At 72.3% G+C, this 15,624-nt stretch carries 16 protein-coding genes and 1 pseudogene; 9 read left to right on the top strand and 8 right to left on the bottom strand.

Annotated features, from left to right (window positions below; translation table 11 throughout):
* Window positions 1-147 precede the first annotated feature (147 nt).
* The 4 genes from ACIPSJ_RS46905 to ACIPSJ_RS46890 all read left to right on the top strand — a co-directional run bounded on the left by ACIPSJ_RS46905 (window position 148) and on the right by ACIPSJ_RS46890 (window position 2,969).
* Entirely contained in the window at window positions 148-603 is a 456-nt protein-coding gene (locus ACIPSJ_RS46905) for a MarR family transcriptional regulator (RefSeq protein ID WP_355727795.1), read from the top strand.
* Entirely contained in the window at window positions 600-1,427 is an 828-nt protein-coding gene (locus ACIPSJ_RS46900) for an ABC transporter ATP-binding protein (RefSeq protein WP_401355674.1), read from the top strand. Before ACIPSJ_RS46905 ends, ACIPSJ_RS46900 begins: the two co-directional genes overlap by 4 nt.
* Window positions 1,387-2,241: an ABC transporter permease gene (locus ACIPSJ_RS46895; protein ID WP_401355672.1), complete on the top strand. Its 855-nt coding sequence runs from the start codon at window positions 1,387-1,389 to the stop codon at window positions 2,239-2,241. Before ACIPSJ_RS46900 ends, ACIPSJ_RS46895 begins: the two co-directional genes overlap by 41 nt.
* A 197-nt stretch (window positions 2,242-2,438) precedes the next feature.
* On the top strand, window positions 2,439-2,969 hold the full coding sequence (locus ACIPSJ_RS46890; RefSeq protein WP_401355669.1) for a hypothetical protein: 531 nt from the start codon (window positions 2,439-2,441) through the stop codon (window positions 2,967-2,969).
* 138 nt (window positions 2,970-3,107) lie between these two features.
* On the opposite strand, the gene hemC is transcribed toward ACIPSJ_RS46890, so the two are convergent.
* From hemC to ACIPSJ_RS46860, 6 genes are all read right to left on the bottom strand, one after another.
* On the bottom strand, window positions 3,108-4,043 hold the full coding sequence (gene hemC, locus ACIPSJ_RS46885) for a hydroxymethylbilane synthase (protein ID WP_401355666.1): 936 nt from the start codon (window positions 4,041-4,043) through the stop codon (window positions 3,108-3,110).
* Window positions 4,044-4,193: 150 nt separating this feature from the next.
* Complete coding sequence (locus ACIPSJ_RS46880) at window positions 4,194-4,970, bottom strand: NPP1 family protein (RefSeq protein WP_359223499.1); 777 nt, start codon at window positions 4,968-4,970, stop codon at window positions 4,194-4,196.
* A 110-nt stretch (window positions 4,971-5,080) separates the two neighbouring features.
* A complete protein-coding gene (locus ACIPSJ_RS46875) occupies window positions 5,081-6,040 on the bottom strand; it encodes an ATP-dependent DNA ligase (RefSeq protein ID WP_401356028.1) in 960 nt (319 codons plus the stop codon).
* A gap of 93 nt (window positions 6,041-6,133) precedes the next feature.
* The gene (locus ACIPSJ_RS46870) at window positions 6,134-6,820 is read right to left on the bottom strand and encodes a response regulator (protein ID WP_401355663.1); all 687 of its coding nucleotides are present in this window, start codon (window positions 6,818-6,820) and stop codon (window positions 6,134-6,136) included.
* Window positions 6,817-8,031 (bottom strand): sensor histidine kinase, encoded by a 1,215-nt coding sequence (locus tag ACIPSJ_RS46865; RefSeq protein WP_359223495.1) that lies wholly within the window; start codon window positions 8,029-8,031, stop codon window positions 6,817-6,819. The genes ACIPSJ_RS46870 and ACIPSJ_RS46865 overlap by 4 nt, the downstream gene beginning before the upstream one ends.
* A 314-nt stretch (window positions 8,032-8,345) precedes the next feature.
* Window positions 8,346-9,827 carry an MFS transporter gene (locus ACIPSJ_RS46860; RefSeq protein WP_401355659.1) on the bottom strand — a complete coding sequence of 494 codons (1,482 nt, stop codon included), beginning with the start codon at window positions 9,825-9,827 and terminating at the stop codon, window positions 8,346-8,348.
* Between the two features lie 209 nt (window positions 9,828-10,036).
* Here ACIPSJ_RS46860 and ACIPSJ_RS46855 point away from each other — a divergent pair, with 209 nt between their 5' ends.
* A complete protein-coding gene (locus ACIPSJ_RS46855) occupies window positions 10,037-10,693 on the top strand; it encodes a TetR/AcrR family transcriptional regulator (RefSeq protein WP_401355657.1) in 657 nt (218 codons plus the stop codon).
* Here ACIPSJ_RS46855 and ACIPSJ_RS46850 read toward each other — a convergent pair.
* Complete coding sequence (locus ACIPSJ_RS46850; RefSeq protein ID WP_401355655.1) at window positions 10,677-11,717, bottom strand: zinc-binding dehydrogenase; 1,041 nt, start codon at window positions 11,715-11,717, stop codon at window positions 10,677-10,679. The two genes, ACIPSJ_RS46855 and ACIPSJ_RS46850, sit on opposite strands and share 17 nt — an antisense overlap.
* A 304-nt stretch (window positions 11,718-12,021) precedes the next feature.
* Here ACIPSJ_RS46850 and ACIPSJ_RS46845 point away from each other — a divergent pair, with 304 nt between their 5' ends.
* The 4 genes and pseudogenes from ACIPSJ_RS46845 (at window position 12,022) to ACIPSJ_RS46830 (ending at window position 14,638) form a co-directional block, all read left to right on the top strand.
* Window positions 12,022-12,747: a response regulator transcription factor gene (locus ACIPSJ_RS46845; RefSeq protein ID WP_359223488.1), complete on the top strand. Its 726-nt coding sequence runs from the start codon at window positions 12,022-12,024 to the stop codon at window positions 12,745-12,747.
* Between the two features lie 358 nt (window positions 12,748-13,105).
* Window positions 13,106-13,249: pseudogene (locus tag ACIPSJ_RS46840) on the top strand (cytochrome P450); the annotation flags it as partial.
* Window positions 13,250-13,283: 34 nt separating this feature from the next.
* The gene (locus ACIPSJ_RS46835) at window positions 13,284-13,481 is read left to right on the top strand and encodes a ferredoxin (RefSeq protein WP_401355653.1); all 198 of its coding nucleotides are present in this window, start codon (window positions 13,284-13,286) and stop codon (window positions 13,479-13,481) included.
* A complete protein-coding gene (locus tag ACIPSJ_RS46830) occupies window positions 13,478-14,638 on the top strand; it encodes an FAD-dependent oxidoreductase (RefSeq protein ID WP_359223484.1) in 1,161 nt (386 codons plus the stop codon). Before ACIPSJ_RS46835 ends, ACIPSJ_RS46830 begins: the two co-directional genes overlap by 4 nt.
* A gap of 91 nt (window positions 14,639-14,729) precedes the next feature.
* Here the strand turns inward: ACIPSJ_RS46830 and ACIPSJ_RS46825 are convergent, their stop codons facing one another.
* On the bottom strand, window positions 14,730-15,587 hold the full coding sequence (locus ACIPSJ_RS46825; RefSeq protein ID WP_401355649.1) for an EamA family transporter: 858 nt from the start codon (window positions 15,585-15,587) through the stop codon (window positions 14,730-14,732).
* Window positions 15,588-15,624 lie beyond the last annotated feature (37 nt).

Raw genomic sequence — 15,624 nt, 5'->3', positions numbered from 1 at the left:
CGGATGCCCCGGGACGGACATAGCGAAACAATTCACTCGAAAAGGTGAGATGCGTCTCATTTGGTCCGCCCATCCGGTCCGTCCGCGCATCGCTCCTTGACCCTCCCTTGGGGGCGATACCTCTGTAGCAGAGGTAATATTCGGGGTGTGGAATCGGAGACCTTTCCGGAAGAACTGGCCGACGCGCTGGTCGGCATCCAGCGGCTGATCCGCCGCCGGCTGCGGCGCGGGCGCCCGTTGCCCCGGCTGCGCGGCGCCGAGGTGGAGCTGCTGCGCCTGGTCGAATCGCGGCCCGGGATCGGCATCTCGGACGCGGCCAAGGAGCTCTACCTGGCGGGCAACTCGGTGTCGACGCTGGTCAACCAGCTGGTCAAGGACGGATACCTGCTCCGGGAGACCGACCCGGCCGACCGGCGGGCCGCCCGGCTGCTGCTGACCGACTCCGCCGCCCAGCGCCTCGCCGACTGGCGCCGGCGCCGCTCCGAACTCGTCGCCGGCCAGGTCTCCCGGCTCGACGAGGCCGATCGGGAAGCGCTGAGAGCGGCGCTTCCCGCACTGCGCAGACTGGCCGTCGCCCTGCACGAGGAGGCTGAGGAATCATGACGCCGGACACCCCCGCCGTCGACTGCACCGGTCTTGCCTACTCCTTCGGGGAGACCCGGGCCGTGGACGGGCTCGACCTGACCGTCGGCGAGGGCGAGGTCTTCGGACTGCTCGGCCCCAACGGCGCCGGCAAGACCACCGCCATCCGCTGCATCACCACCCTGCTCCCCGTCCCCGCCGGCATGGTCCGCGTCTTCGGCCACGACTCCGGCCGGGAACGGATGGCCGTCCGCCGGCTGCTCGGCTACGTCCCGCAGCAGCTGTCCGCCGACAGCGGGCTCACCGGACGCGAGAACGTCGCCCTGTTCGCCCGCGTCTTCGACGTCTCCCGGCGCGAACGCGCCGAACGGGTCGCGCAGGCCCTTGCGGCCGTCGACCTCACCGACGCCGCGGACCGGCTCGCCGGCACCTACTCCGGCGGCATGATCCGCCGCCTCGAACTGGCCCAGGCGCTGGTCAGCGCGCCCCGGCTGCTGATCCTCGACGAGCCCACCATCGGCCTCGACCCGATCGCCCGCACCAGCGTGTGGGACCAGATCAACGCCGTACGCGAAGCCACCGGTATGACCGTCCTGGTCACCACCCACTACATGGACGAGGCCGACCAGCACTGCCACCGGGTCGGCCTGATGCACCGCGGCCGCATCCGCGCCCTCGGCACCCCCACCGAGCTCCGGCAGGGCCTCGCCGAACGCCAGGGCGCCGAGACCCTGCCCACCCTCGAAGACGTCTTCCGCGACGTGGCCGGCAGCGGCCTCGACGAGCAGTCAGGAGGTTTCCGCGATGTCCGAAGCACCCGCCGCACCGCGCACCGCGTCGGCTGAGCGCACCGGACCGGTGTCCCTGCTGCTGACCCCGCCGCAGCCGCGCTCCGGCTGGCGGCTGCTGCCCGCCCGGGTCGTCGCCATGTGCGCCGTGGAACTCCAGAAGCTCCGCCACGACCGCACCGAGCTCTACACCCGGGCGATCCAGCCCGCCCTCTGGCTGCTGATCTTCGGCCAGACCTTCACCCGGATCAGGGCGATACCCACCGGCGGCATCCCCTACATCGACTACCTGGCGCCCGGCATCATCGCCCAGTCCGCGATGTTCATCGCCATCTTCTACGGCATCCAGATCATCTGGGAGCGCGACGCCGGCGTCCTCAACAAACTCCTCGTCACCCCGACCCCGCGCTCCGCCCTCATCACCGGCAAGGCCTTCGCGGCCGGGGTGAAGTCCCTGATCCAGGCCGTCGTGGTGATCGTCATCGCCGCGGTCCTCGGGGTCTCCCTCACCTGGAACCCGCTGAAGCTGCTCGGCGTGGGGCTGGCCGTCGTGCTCGCCTCCGCCTTCTTCTCCTGCCTGTCGATGAGCATCGCGGGCATCGTCCTCAGCCGCGACCGGCTGATGGGCATCGGGCAGGCGATCACCATGCCGCTGTTCTTCGCCTCCAACGCCCTCTACCCCGTGGCGATCATGCCCGGCTGGCTGCAGGTGGTCAGCAAGGTCAACCCTCTGAGCTACCAGGTCGACGCCCTGCGCGGCCTGTTGCTCGGCACGCCCGCGCATCTCGGCCTCGACTTCGCGGTGCTGGCGGTCGCCGCCGCCCTCGGCATCACCGCGGCCTCCTCGTTGCTCGGCCGTCTGGCCCGCTGATCCCGCCGAGGGCGGGACGGCACCGACGTGATGTGCGGCACGCGGCTCCCTCCCGCCCCGGAGGCCCCGGGAGGGATAACCGCTGCGCAACGCTTGATCAGCGATCAAAGCGGGCGAATCCCCTGGCCACAGCGCATTCCACTCATTTGACAGTGCGCTCGGCGCACAGATAAACAGCGGGGGTCGAGAGGGGCACTGTGTACGAGCCGAACGTGGTCGGGGACTGGCACGAGTACGACGAGCATGCCGGTCTGCGGGTCCGCGTCCACCGCCTGGAGGAGGCCGAGCCGCCGCGCGGCCGGGACGACGCCGCGGCCGGGCTCACCTACTTCAGTGCTCGCGTGACCATCGAGAACCGCGGCTCCGGCCACTACAGCGTCCAGCTGGAGGACGGCCAGGTCGACGTCCGCCTCGGCCCCGACGGCGAGGGCGCCTTCATCGACTGGCGCAACTCCCAGTTCATCGAGGGCTTCGACGTCTACCCGCTGCGCCGGGCCACCGCCGTCCTCTACGCCGCCGGCCCGGAGGCCGCCCTCACCCAGGTCGACATCCAGATCCAGCTGCGCGTCGACGAGGAGTGGACCGACCGCCGCCTGTGGGCCGGCGGCATCGGAGTCCTGGAATCGACCACCGCCACCACCTGCCAGAGCGCCACCCCGGGCAGCCTCGCCCACCAGGTCAGCACCTTCCTCAAGGACCAGACAGAGCCCGGCCCCACCACCCCCTGAGCACCAACGCGCCCCGGTTCGGTATCTCCCCGGTTCGGTAGCGCCCCGAAGGGGCGCGGGGAACTGCGCGACCAGCCACGACGTCGCCGCAGACGAAAACGGCGGCCCGGCACTTCCCTCGCCCCCCCCGCGGAGCGCCTAGTGGGGGATACCGTCGATGATCTCGCGTGCCCCCTGCCGCAGCAGCGCCACGGCGACCGAGGTGCCCAGCGTCGCCGGGTCCAGGCGGCCCGCCCACTCGTGCGCGTTCAGCCGGGTCTTGCCGTCCGGGGTGAACACACAGGCGCGCAACGACAGCTCACCGCCGCGGTCGGCCCGGGCGAAGCCGGCGATCGGGCTGTTGCAGTGCCCCTGCAGCACATGCAGGAACATCCGCTCGGCGGTGGCCTCCCGGTAGGTGTCCGGGTCGCCGAGCTCGCTCACCACGTCGATCAGCTCGCTGTCGCCCTCCCGGCACTGCAGGGCGAGGATGCCCGCGCCGATCGGCGGCATCATCGTCTCCGTGTCCAGCACCTCGCTGACCACGTCCGTACGGTCGATCCGCTCCAGCCCCGCCAGCGCGAGCAGCAGCGCGTCCGCGTCCCCGGCGGCGAGCTTCTCCAGCCGGCGGTTGGCGTTGCCCCGGAACGGCACGCACTCCAGATGCGGGTGGGTGGCCGACAGCTGGGCGACCCGGCGGACCGAGGACGTGCCGATCCGGGTGCCGGCCGGCAGCTGGTCCAGCGTCAGCCCGTCCGGGTGGACGAGGGCGTCCCGGATGTCGTCCCGCTTCAGGAAGGCCGCGAACACGGTCCCGGCGGGCAGCGGCCGGTCCGCCGGCACGTCCTTCACACAGTGCACGGCGAGATCCGCCTCGCCGGCCAGCAGCGCGGCGTCCACCTCCTTGGTGAACGCGCCCTTCCCCTCCACCTTGGAGAGATCGCCCAGCCACTTGTCACCGGTCGTCTTCACCGGTACGACCTCGGTGCGCACATGCGGATGGATGGCGGCCAACTCGGCACGGACACGGGCCACTTGAGCGAGCGCCATCGGTGAGTCACGGGAGACGATACGGATCAACTCGGGCACGGACATGGGGACACGATAGACCTTCGTGACGCCCGTGGATTCCGACATCCTGTCGGTCGCCGCTCAGGGGGACGGGAACCCGCCGCCGCCCGCCGGCGCGCGGCGATCCGAGTACAGTACGCGTCCCCGAACCGCCGGCCGCCGTCCTGACCGCGGTCAGGCGTTGGGGTCGAAGGAGATGCCCGACGGCTTGGCCGAGCCGAGGTGTGAGGCGAAGCTCGCGTCCTTGAGGCCGAAGTTGGCGCTGCCGAAGTCGTAGCTGCTGAGCTTGTCACGGATTCCGGCCGGGTAGCCGTTCCAGCCGACCAGCGGCGGGTACTGCCAGGTGCCCTTGTGGTTCTCCGGCGGTTCGTCGTTGGAGTTGGCCAGCCGGAAGCAGTGGGTGCTGACGCCGTCCTTGTGGTAGACGATCTTCGCGTGGGTGCCGTCGAAGCGGACCGTGGACGCGGCGTGGACGGTGAACGAGCCGTGGTTGGACGTGGACACGTACTGGATCTGGCCGTTCTGCACCCACACCACGACATGCTCCCAGTCGTGCCGGTGCCCGCCGATGCTGCTGCCGGCTATCGCCTGGTCCTTCTCGAAGTACAGGCCGTACATGTAGGCGCACCAGCCGTTGTTGCACTTGTAGCGCGAGTAGCTGTTGGTGTTGTCGAGGTCGGAGGCGTCCCGGCACTGGCCGTTGAGCGCGCCGGTCGGGTTGAGGCCGCCGTTGACTGTGCCGTCGGGACCGATCGCGGGCGTCGAGTAGCAGCCGTCGGTGTCGTAGTCGAAGGCCGGCTGATACGTCTTCTCGACCGTCTCGGCGTTGGCGGGCAGCGCCTGCGGCGGGGCGGCGAAGGCGGCGGCGGGGAAGGCGACGACCAGGGCGGCGGCACCGGCGAGACCGGTCAGCCATCTGCGGCGGCCGATGCGGAACGTCCGTGACGACACGGGAACCTCCAACTGCTGTGGGGAGCAAGGCGGTTCAGCTTCGCGTTCGGTCAAGGATTTGCCAAGAGGCGGTGGGCGTCCCGTCGGTGAAGCCCCGTCCAACAGTCGGTTCAGGCGAGGTCCCCGGGCAGCTCCGCCGCCGACTCCTCGGGCGCGAGGTCGGGGCGCAGCCGGTGCCAGGACGGCTGGCGCAGCAGCCCGGCCCGGGTACGGGTGCTGTAGCCGACCTCGCCGACCAGCCGGGGCAGCACCCAGCGGGCGCCCGCGACCGGCGGGACCGGGTCGAAGGGGCAGCGGTCGGTCCCGGCGGCCCGCAGCAGCGCGGCCAGTTCGGTCCGTTCCGTCTCGCTCCAGCCGGTGCCCACCCCGCCGACGTACCGCAGCCGTCCGTCGGCGGCGCGCTGGCCGACCAGCACCGCGCCCGGCAGCCCGCCGAGCCGGCCCCTACCGGGCAGCCAGCCGCCGACGATCACGTCCTCCGTGCGCATGTTCCGGATCTTGATCCAGGCGCGCGACCGCACCCCCGGTTCGTACACCGAGTCCAGCCGCTTGCACACGACGCCTTCGAGACCGTGCTCCCGGGTGGCCCGCAGCGCCTCGGCGCCGTGCCCGACGACGGCCGCCGGCGTCGACCAGTACGGCCCGTCGAGGGCCAGGGACTCCAGCCGCGCCCGGCGCTCCGCGTAGGCCACCCTGAGCAGCGGGTCGCCCTCCAGGAGCAGTACGTCGAACAGCACGAGGCGGACCGGCACCCGGGCCGCCATCCGGGCCGCCCGCGCGGGGGAGTGGGCCAGACCCATCCGGCTCTGCAGCAGCTGGAAGTCGGCGCGCCCGTGTTCGTCGAGGGCCAGTACCTCGCCGTCCAGGATCGCCGGGACCCGGCCCAGAATCCCCGCCAGCGGGCGCAGTTCGGGATACGCGGCGGTGATCTCCGCACCGGAGCGGGCGCGCAGCAGCAGACTGCCGTCCCCGGGCAGATAGACGACCGCGCGCTGGCCGTCCTGTTTGGTCTCGTAGGCCCACCGGGTGTCCTGCGCGGCGGGCGGCAGTCTGCCGGGGGTGGCGAGCATGGGCGGGATCAGCGGCAGCGCGGTCACGCAGAAGAGGTGGCCCGGCCGGGGCCCGCGCACGCGCCCCGCGGCACCGGTTCCCCCGAACAGGCCTCAGCCGTCCTGGGCGGGCGGCGGGGGCTGCACCAGCCCCGACTGGTAGGCCATCACCACGAGTTGGGCCCGGTCCCGGGCGTCCAGCTTGGTCATCGCCCGGTGGACGTGGGTGCGCACGGTCAGCGGTGAGACGAAGAGCTTCTCGGCGATCTCCTCGTTGGAGCGGCCCTGTGCCGCCAGCGCCATGACCTCGCGTTCGCGCGCGGTGAGCACCCGCAACTGCTCGGGGGCGGCGAGCCGGGCGCCCGGCGCGGGCGTGGCCAGGAACCGGCTGATCAGGGTCCGGGTCGCGGTGGGCGAGAGCAGCGACTCGCCGGAGGCCACCGTGCGGATCCCGGCCAGCAGCGCCTCCGCCGTCACGTCCTTGCCGAGGAAGCCGCTGGCCCCGGACCGCAGTGCCTGCGCCACGTAGTCGTCGACCTCGAACGTGGTCAGGATCAGCACCCGGACGGCGGACAGCGCCGGGTCCGCGCAGACGGCGGCCGTGGCGGCCAGCCCGTCGGTGCCGGGCATCCGGATGTCCATCAGCACGATGTCGGGCCGCAGCTCACGGGTGAGGGTGACGGCCTCGGCGCCGTCGGTGGCCTCGCCGACCACCTCCATGTCGGCGCAGGAGTCGATCAGGATCCGGAAGGTGGCCCGCAGCAGGGCCTGGTCGTCGGCGAGGAGCACGCGGATGGTCATGAGGTCCGTTCTTCCGGTTCCGTTTCCCTGGCACTGGGGTACAGCGGCAGCCGGGTGGTGACTTCGAAGCCGCCCCCGTCCCGGTGCCCGGCGGCGAAGGCGCCGCCGACCGACTGGGCCCGCTCGCGCATCCCGATCAGCCCGAAGCCGCTCCCGGTGGCGGTGGCGGCCGGCGCGGTGGCGGTGCCGTCGTCGGTGACGGTGAGGGTCAGCCGGTCCGGGGACCAGCCGAGCCGGACGTACGCGGCCTCGGCGGCGGCGTGCTTGGTGACGTTGGTCAGCGCCTCCTGCACGATCCGGTACGCCGTGAGGTCCACGCCGGCCGTCAGCGGACGCGGGGTGCCCTCGACGCTGACGTGCACGGTGAGCCCGGCCGTCTCGCAGGCCTCGGTGAGTTCCGGCAGCTGGGCGAGACCGGGGCTCGGCGCCAGCGGCAGGTCCGGGTCGTCGGTCTGCCGCAGCAGGCCCACGGTGGCCTTCAGCTCGCGCAGCGCGGAGGCGGTCGTACCGGCGAGATCGCCGAGGATCCGGTGCACCTGGTCGGGGTGGGTGCGCGAGAGGTGGGCCGCCGTCCCGGCCTGGGCGTTGGCCAGCGCGAGATGGTGGGCGACCACGTCGTGCAGTTCCCGCGCGATCCGTATCCGCTCCTCCCCGACCCGGTGCCGGGCCTCCTCCTCCCGGCTCCGCTCCGCGTACTCCGCCCGTGCCTGCACGGCCTCCAGGTACGCGACCTGCAGCCGGACCGCGTTGCCGGCCACGATCGGCAGCAGCAGCCAGGCGGCCGGGCTGATCGTCTTCAGCGGCCAGGGGACGGCCCCGGGGCCGAAGACCGTCGCGGCGCCCACCACCAGCGCGAGGCCGGCGAAGTAGTAGCGGCGCGCGGTCGGCCGGTCGGTGTCGACGGCCAGCCGGTACAGCGCCAGCATCAGCCCGCCCAGCAGCAGCGGGGTGGGCAGATGCCCCAGCCCCGAGGCCGCCGCGGTGCACACCGCGCTGACGGCGACGACCGTGCGCGGCCGGCTGCGCTGCCAGAGCAGGGCACCGCAGCCGACGGCGGCGAGGGCGATGGTGATCCCGACCTCGTGCGGCCGCTCGTCGCTGCTCATGGTGATCTCGCTGCCGAACAGGAACGAGGCGAACAGCAGGACGGCCGCCATGGTGTCGGCGGTCCGGGCGTGTTCTTCGGCATAGCGCTGCCAGGGGGTGCTCATCGGTCGCTCCGGTCGGTCTCTGCTCTGACCATGGTCGGCGATGCCCGGCCGGGACGGTCGGCGTACGGCTGAGCGCGTCTTGGGGCTCCGGGTGGCCGTACCGCTGTACTCGGGGACCGGTCCAGGCTCCCGGAACCATCCCCGTCCTGTCGTCGTGCGGTTGCCGTCGATCCCGGCTACTGAGAACGCAGTACGAGCGCGGCCGCCGTCATCCCGGAGGCCGACGGTCCGCCGCGCGAGGCGGCGTACCGCGTCGAAGCCGTGGAGCGGGCCGCCGGCCGGTGAACGGCCCGCTCCACCGCGGCTCACCGCGCTCAGTGCACGGACTCGGCCGTGGGCTCGGCCGGGACCGGAACGGGCTCCGCCTCGGCCGGGCGGCGGCCGGGCAGGAAGGAGGCGAGGACGAAGGCCAGGACGGCCGCGCCCGCGCCGATCGCCATGACGACCTTGAAGGCGTTCTCGGACGGCAGGGTGGCGGTGCCGAGGCTGATCGTCATCTGGGCCAGGATCACCCCGGCGACGGCGCTCGCCACCGACGTGCCGATGGACCGCATCAGCGTGTTGAGGCTGTTCGCGGCGGCCGTCTCCGAGGCCGGGACGGCACCCATGATCAGGGCGGGCATCGCACCGTAGGCGAAGCCGACACCGGCGCCGATGACGCAGGAGACCAGGATCAGGTGCCAGACCTCGGACATCAGGACGATGTTGAGGCCGTAGCCGGCGGCGACGATCACCGCGCCGATCATCAGCGTGATCTTGGGCCCCCTGGCCTTGGTGATGGCGGCCGAGACCGGGGCGAAGGCCATCATCACCAGACCCTGCGGGGCCATCACCAGACCGACCGTCAGCATCGACCTGCCGAGGCCGTAGCCCGTCTGGGTCGGCAGCTGCAGCAGCTGGGGGAGGACCAGGGACATCGCGAACATCGAGAAGCCGAACGCGATCGAGGCGAGGTTGGTGAAGAGCACCTGGCGGCGGACCGTGGTGCGCAGGTCGACCAGCGGCTGCGGGGTGCGCAGTTCGAAGAAGCCCCAGGCGACGAGCACGATCACCGCGACCGCGAACAGGCCGAGCGTGGTGCCGCTCGCCCAGCCCCAGTCGGCGCCCTTGGAGACGGCGAGCAGCAGCGAGACCAGGCCGACCGCGAGGCCGACGGCGCCGACCGCGTCGAAGCGGCCGCCCGAGCGCACCTTGGACTCCGGGACCAGCAGCATGACCAGTGCGAAGGCGACGACACCGAGGGCGGCCGAGGTCCAGAACAGCACATGCCAGTCGAAGTGGTCGGCGATGAAGGCCGCGGACGGCAGACCGAGCGCGCCGCCGACGCCGAGTGAGGCGCTCATCAGCGCGGTCGAGCCCGCGAGGCGCTCCGGCGGCAGCTCGTCGCGCATGATGCTGATGCCCAGCGGGACCACGGCGGCCGCGAGGCCCTGGAGGGCACGGCCGGCGATCATCGGGACCAGGGTGTCGCTCAGCGCGGCCACCACCGAGCCGGAGACCAGCAGCACCAGGCTGACCAGCAGCATCAGCCGCTTGCCGAACATGTCACCGAGACGGCCGGCCACCGGGGTGGCCACGGCGGCGGCCAGCAGGGTCGCCGTCACCGCCCAGGCCGCGTTGGACGCGGAGGCGTCGAGGTACTTCGGCAGCTCCGGGACGATCGGGATCACCAGGGTCTGCATGAGCGAGACGGTGATACCGGCCAGGGCCAGCACCGCCACCACCGCGTTGGGCCGGGGGCCCGCGGGGCGCGCGGGCCCGGCGGACCCGGCGGGCCGGACAGGGGCTTCGGACATGGGAGAGGGCCTCCGTAGGCAGAACGGGGAGCGACGTGACCCTTCTTTAAGTCAGTCGCTTGACTTACGTTACTGGTACGGATGGCGGCATCGCGCACCGCCGCCGCGTAGGCTCTTCCGGCTGGACCTCGCCGCCCCGGGCGAGGCCCCGGTACGGCTCGCGGGACCGGCCGGTCCGGGTGGTGCGCGGTCCCGGAGCGGTGGTGGGCATGGCGGGCAGGACGGCGCGGGCGGAGCAGGCCGGCGCGACACGGGAGGTCATCCTGGGCACGGCGGAACGGCTCTTCGCCGAACAGGGCGTCTACGCCGTGTCCAACCGCCAGGTCAGCGAGGCCGCCGGCCAGGGCAACAACGCCGCCGTCGGCTACCACTTCGGCACCAAGGCCGACCTGGTCCGCGCGATCGCCGCCCGGCACTTCGGTCAGATCGAGGAGATCCGGGTCCGCCTGCTGGCCTCCGTCGGCGACTCCGACGACGTCCGCGACTGGGTGGACTGCCTGGTCCGCCCGATCACCGAACACCTCGCGGGGCTGGGCAGCCCCACCTGGTACGCCCGCTTCTGCGCCCAGGTGGCGACCGACCCCGCCCTCTACGAGATCATGGTCGAGGAGTCGCTGCACTCGCCGTCACTGCGCCAGGCCGCGGCCGAGCTGACCCGCCGGCTGCCCGAGCTGCCCGCCGAGGTCCGCACCGAACGCGCCCAGATGGCCCGCACCCTGATCCTGCACACCTGCGCCGAACGCGAGCGCGCCCTCGCCGAGGGCACCGACACGCCCCGCGCCACCTGGGACGACGCGGCCACCGGACTCGCCGACGCGCTGCTCGGGATGTGGCAGGCGCCGGTCACCACTACGCGTCGAAGGTGACGACGACCTTCTCGGCGGCGCCCGGGGTGAGCGTCAGCTGGAAGGCGCCCTCCACGTCGGTGAACGGGACGCGGTGGCTGATCAGCTTCGCGAACCGCTCGTGGTGCTCGACCAGTTCGGGGGTGACCTCGAAGATCTCGGTCGGGTAGCCCTGCGAGGCGATGAGCGTCAGCTCGCTGCGCAGCATGCCGCCCAGGTCGACCTCCCCCTTCTTCTGCACGGCGACCATGACCAGGCTGGCGTGCCACTTCGCGTTGGCCACCACGGTGTCGAAGACGACCGGGGCACCGGCCGCGTCGATGAAGATGTCGGTGTCCGGGCGGGGCTGGCCCAGCGCGTTGGCGCCCTGTCCGTGCAGCTCGGTCAGCCGCGCGGTGACGTCCTCCTCGGCCGAGTTGACGACCGCGTCCGCGCCCACGGCCAGCGCCTTCTCCAGCCGGGCCGGGATGACGTCGACGACGACCACGTGCCGGACGCCGCGCAGCTTCAGCCAGATCGCCGCGCCCAGTCCGATCGGGCCCGCGCCGAAGACGACCACCTTGTCGTCAGGACCGGCCTCGGAGCGGTTGACCGCGTGCCGGGAGACGGCCATCGGCTCGTTGAGGGCGGCGACCTCGAACGGCACGGTGTCCGGGAACACCGCGACGCTCCGGCCGACCTCGGCGTTCTCGATCAGCAGGTACTCGCTCAGCGCGCCGTACCGGCCGCCGCAGCCGATGATCCCGGTGGGCGCGTCCTGCGGGTTCACCACCACCCGGTCGCCCACCTTCAGCCCGGTCACCTCGGCGCCGGCCTCGACGACCTCGCCGGCCGGCTCGTGGCCCAGCGGGACCGGGACCAGGTCGCCGCCCAGGTGGGCGCGGGCGGGCATGCCGCCCATGTGCAGGAAGGTGACGTCGGTGCCGCAGATACCGCCCGCGCGGATCTTCAGCAGCACGTCCTTGGGGCCGGGCACGGGACGCTCGACGTCCACGACCTCGATCCTGCCGACGCCACCGGTCTGTACGGACTTCATCGTGGCCATGGGGTGACTCTCGCTTTCTGGAAGTACCGGCCCGGGCGTGCCGCTGGGGCTCGACCGGGGGTGGTGCGGTTGTGGTGGGTGCCCTCGGGCCGGGTGCCGGGCCGGGGGGAGTGGGCCGGCGGCCCGGCCCGAGGGCTGCGCCGGTACCCGTCCCCACGGGTCCGGCGCCGGGCCTGCCGCCGGGCAGGCCCCTCGGGGCGGCCTCCGCTCAGAGCGACCCCGATTACTTGAGTTAGGCAAGCATATGTGGCTTACTTGAGTCAAGCAAGCGAATTGCCCGGCGCTCACGAAGGAACGGCTCCCCATGTACGGCAGCTCCCCGGCACCCCAGGTGCTCGCCCGTGGCAGCGGACAACATCTCCTGGTCGCCGCCGGTGACCCGGACATCGACGAACTCCTGGCCACCACGCTGGAGTTGGCGGGCTATCGGATCGGCCTGGCGGACAGCGGCGCCGACGTGGTCCGGCGGTTCGCCGAGCACCGGTTCGACCTCGTCGTCATCGACGCCGAACTGCCCGGTCTCGACGACCTCACCCGGGGTGGCCGCTTCAAACCCGCCTACCGGCCCCCCGTCCTCCTCCTGGCCGACTGCGACTCCCTGGCCCGGCTGGTGCCCGAACTTGGCGCCGGCGAGCGGGACTGCGTCACCAAGCCCTTCCGGATCGCCGAAGTCCTGGCCCGGGTGAAGGTGCTGCTCCGGGACCGGGGCGACGGCGGCCGCCGGGGCAGCGTGCTCGACCATGCCGACCTGGTCCTGGACGACGGCACCTGCCGGGCCCGCCGTGGCGGCCGCAGCCTGGACCTCACGCCCGCCGAGTACCGGCTGCTGCGCCACCTGCTCGTCAACGCCGACAAGGTGCTGTCCAAGGAGCAGATCAGCCGCTACGTCTGGGGCGAGTTCCGGGGCGACAACGCCATCGAGCAACTGGTCTCCCGGCTCAGGCGCAAGGTGGACCAGGACGCGTCCGCGCTCATCCATACCCGGCGGGGCTTCGGCTACTGGCTGGGGGAGTCGGCGGACGGCGGGTGAAGGGTTCGCGATGGCGTCCTGGAGCAAATATGCGGAGTGCGCCACTGATCGGTCGTCCGTGGATGTCCAAAGGGGGAGGGGTGTCGGTCCTCGGGTGTCGAAGATGTACATGACGCCACGTCAACATCTGCTTTCTATAAGAAGTTCATGGCATCTGTCACTGGTGCGCTGTTTACGGCAGCAGTGCCGCGGTGTGATCCGGCCCACGTCAGCCCGTTGTCAGGAAACTGACCGGAACCAGTCAGTCCTACCTGTTTGCATGTGCTCATCATGTTTCGCTCCCCGAGGAGACAGAGATGGCCGACACCCTGACGGACTACCCGATGTCCCGGGCCACCGGCTGCCCCTTCGACCCGCCCCCGGCCCTGACCGCCTCGACCTGACGCGCGACGCCCGTTGCCATGTCGCCTTCGGCTTCGGAGTCCACCAGTGCCTGGGTCGGCCGCCCTTCAAGCACAACGGCGGTGTGTACGGCGTCCACGAACTCCCCGTCACCTGGTGACCCCACCCCCCAAAGGAAAGCTGAGGAGAACACCATGCATGTCGAACTGGACGAACCGAGGTGCGTCGCGTCCGGGCAGTGCGTGCTCGTCGCCCCCGAGGTCTTCGACCAGCGGGACGAGGACGGCATCGCCTTCGTGATCGACGAGAACCCGGCCGAGGAGGCCCTCGACGACGTCCGCGAGGCCGTCGCGATCTGCCCGGCCGCCGCGATCCGGCTGGCGGAGAAGTGAACCGGATCGTGGTCGTCGGCGCCTCCGCCGCGGGGCTCGCGGCGGTCGAGACGCTCCGGCGCGAGGGCTACGACGGCACGCTCACCCTCGTCGGCGACGAACTCCACACCCCGTACGACCGGCCGCCGCTGTCCAAGCAGGTGCTGTCGGCCGAGTGGGCGCCCGAGCGGGTGGTACTGCGGGCGCCCGTGGAACTCGACGCCCTGGGGCTGGAGCTGCGCCTCGGGGTGGCTGCGGCCGGGCTGGACGTGGCGGACCGTACGGTGCGTCTGGCCGACGGCTCGGAGCTGTCGTACGACGGGCTGATCGTGGCCACGGGGGTGCGGCCGCGCCGGCTGCCGGGGGAGGGGGCGCATGTGCTGCGCACCCTCGACGACGCGCTGACCCTGCGGGAGCGGCTCGGTCCGGGGCAGCGGCTGGTGGTGGTCGGCGCCGGGTTCCTCGGCGCGGAGGCCGCCGCCGTCGCCTGGAAGCTGGGCGCGCGGGTGACGCTGCTCGAACCGGCGCCGGTGCCGCTCGCGCACGCGGTCGGCGAGGCGGTGGGGCGGGTGCTGTCCCGGGCCCATCGGGAGCGGGGCGTGGACCTGCGGACCGGGGTCGGCGTGAGCGAGGTGACCGAGGACGGGGTGCTCCTCGCGGACGGGGAGGAGATCGAGGCCGACGAGGTGCTGGTCGCGATCGGCTCCCTGCCGAACACGGAGTGGCTGGCCGGGAGCGGGCTCTCGGTGGGCGACGGGGTGGTCTGCGACGAGTACTGCGAGGCCGCGCGCGATGTGTACGCGGCCGGGGACGTGGCCCGGTGGTACAACCCGCTGTTCGGGGTCTCCATGCGGATCGAGCATCGGACGAACGCGGCGGAGCAGGGCATGGCCGCGGCCCGCAATCTCCTCCGTCCCGGGGCGCGCAAGGCGTTCGCGCCGGTGCCGTACTTCTGGTCGGACCAGTACGAGATGAAGGTCCAGGCGTACGGGTACCTGCGCGGGCACGAGGAAGTACGGGTCGTGGAGGGGGAGTTGGAGGAGGGGCGGTTCGTGGCCGCGTATCGGACGGGGGAGCGGTTGAGCGGGGTGCTTGCGGTGGGGGTGCCGCCGAAGGTGCTCCGGGGGTGGCGGCAGGCGATGGTGGCGGGTGCGGCCTGGAAGGAGGCGGTGGGGTGAGGCGGTGCGTTCGGCGGTGGGTGAGGTGCGGGCCGGTGGGGGCTGGTCGCGCCCACGCGGCGGAGCCGCACATCGATACAGCCCCGCGCCCCTATCGGGGCGTGAGGCTGACGGTGTTTGCAGCTACTACCGCTCCGATCGCCGCCCACTCCAGTAGTCCTAGGCTCTGCCCCAGCACCACCCACCCCACCACCGCAGCCAGGACCGGGTTGACGCTCATGAACAGGCCGAAGGTCTGGGCCGGGACCTTGCGGAGGGTGAGGAGGTCGGCGAGGTAGGGGACAGCCGAGGAGAGGACGCCGGCGGCCACCGCGCAGAGGATCGCGCCGGCCGTCGGTGGGTGTCGTACCGCCAGCACGATCCCGACCGGCAGGAACGTCAGCGCTGAGACGGACGCGGCCGCCGCCGAGCCCTGGGCGCCCGGGACGCGGCGGCCGACGAGGCGGTTGAGGAGGATGTAGGAGGCCCAGCAGCAGGCGGCTATGAGGCCCAGGGCCATGCCCAGGTAGTCGGTCGAGGGCTGGGGGCGCATCAGGACGACCACTCCGGCGGCGGCCAGGAGCGCGCAGCCGGCGTCCAGCCGGCGGCGGGACGCGGCCAGCGCGATGCTCAGCGGGCCGAGGAACTCCAGGGTGACCGCCAGGCCGAGGCCGATGCGGTCGATCGCGGTGTACAGGGTCAGGTTCATGGTGCCGAAGACCACGGCCAGCAGCAGGACCGGCCACCACTGCCGCCAGGTGAACGCGCGCACGCGGGGGCGGCCGACGGCGACCAGGACGAGGGCGGCGACGTACTGCCGTACCGCCACCACACCCAGCGGGCCGAGGACCGGGAAGGCCAGGGAGCCGATGGCCGCGCCGGTCTGGTTGGACAGGCCGCTGCCGAACATGGTGGCCACGCCGGCCGGCAGTGCCGGGGAGGCGGCCGGGCGTTCGAGGGTTCGTCGCATGACAGCAGAGTCCGCCCGGTCGGCTCATGCGCAAAAT

Source organism: Streptomyces sp. NPDC090088, from assembly GCF_044747345.1.
In the GTDB taxonomy this organism is placed as follows: Bacteria; Actinomycetota; Actinomycetes; order Streptomycetales; family Streptomycetaceae; genus Streptomyces.
The sequence above is the reverse complement of the archived record's forward strand: the minus strand, read 5'-3'. Positions and strand labels throughout refer to the sequence as shown.

Coding starts and splice junctions, on each gene's coding strand:
- ACIPSJ_RS46860 (WP_401355659.1), bottom strand. CDS start 9,827: ATGTCCGAAGCCCCTGTCCGGCCCGCCGGGTCCGCCGGGCCCGCGCGC.
- ACIPSJ_RS46865 (WP_359223495.1), bottom strand. CDS start 8,031: ATGAGCACCCCCTGGCAGCGCTATGCCGAAGAACACGCCCGGACCGCC.
- ACIPSJ_RS46875 (WP_401356028.1), bottom strand. CDS start 6,040: ATGCTCGCCACCCCCGGCAGACTGCCGCCCGCCGCGCAGGACACCCGG.
- ACIPSJ_RS46855 (WP_401355657.1), top strand. CDS start 10,037: ATGGCGGGCAGGACGGCGCGGGCGGAGCAGGCCGGCGCGACACGGGAG.
- ACIPSJ_RS46870 (WP_401355663.1), bottom strand. CDS start 6,820: ATGACCATCCGCGTGCTCCTCGCCGACGACCAGGCCCTGCTGCGGGCC.
- ACIPSJ_RS46825 (WP_401355649.1), bottom strand. CDS start 15,587: ATGCGACGAACCCTCGAACGCCCGGCCGCCTCCCCGGCACTGCCGGCC.
- ACIPSJ_RS46835 (WP_401355653.1), top strand. CDS start 13,284: ATGCATGTCGAACTGGACGAACCGAGGTGCGTCGCGTCCGGGCAGTGC.
- ACIPSJ_RS46845 (WP_359223488.1), top strand. CDS start 12,022: ATGTACGGCAGCTCCCCGGCACCCCAGGTGCTCGCCCGTGGCAGCGGA.
- ACIPSJ_RS46900 (WP_401355674.1), top strand. CDS start 600: ATGACGCCGGACACCCCCGCCGTCGACTGCACCGGTCTTGCCTACTCC.
- hemC (WP_401355666.1), bottom strand. CDS start 4,043: ATGTCCGTGCCCGAGTTGATCCGTATCGTCTCCCGTGACTCACCGATG.
- ACIPSJ_RS46850 (WP_401355655.1), bottom strand. CDS start 11,717: ATGGCCACGATGAAGTCCGTACAGACCGGTGGCGTCGGCAGGATCGAG.
- ACIPSJ_RS46895 (WP_401355672.1), top strand. CDS start 1,387: ATGTCCGAAGCACCCGCCGCACCGCGCACCGCGTCGGCTGAGCGCACC.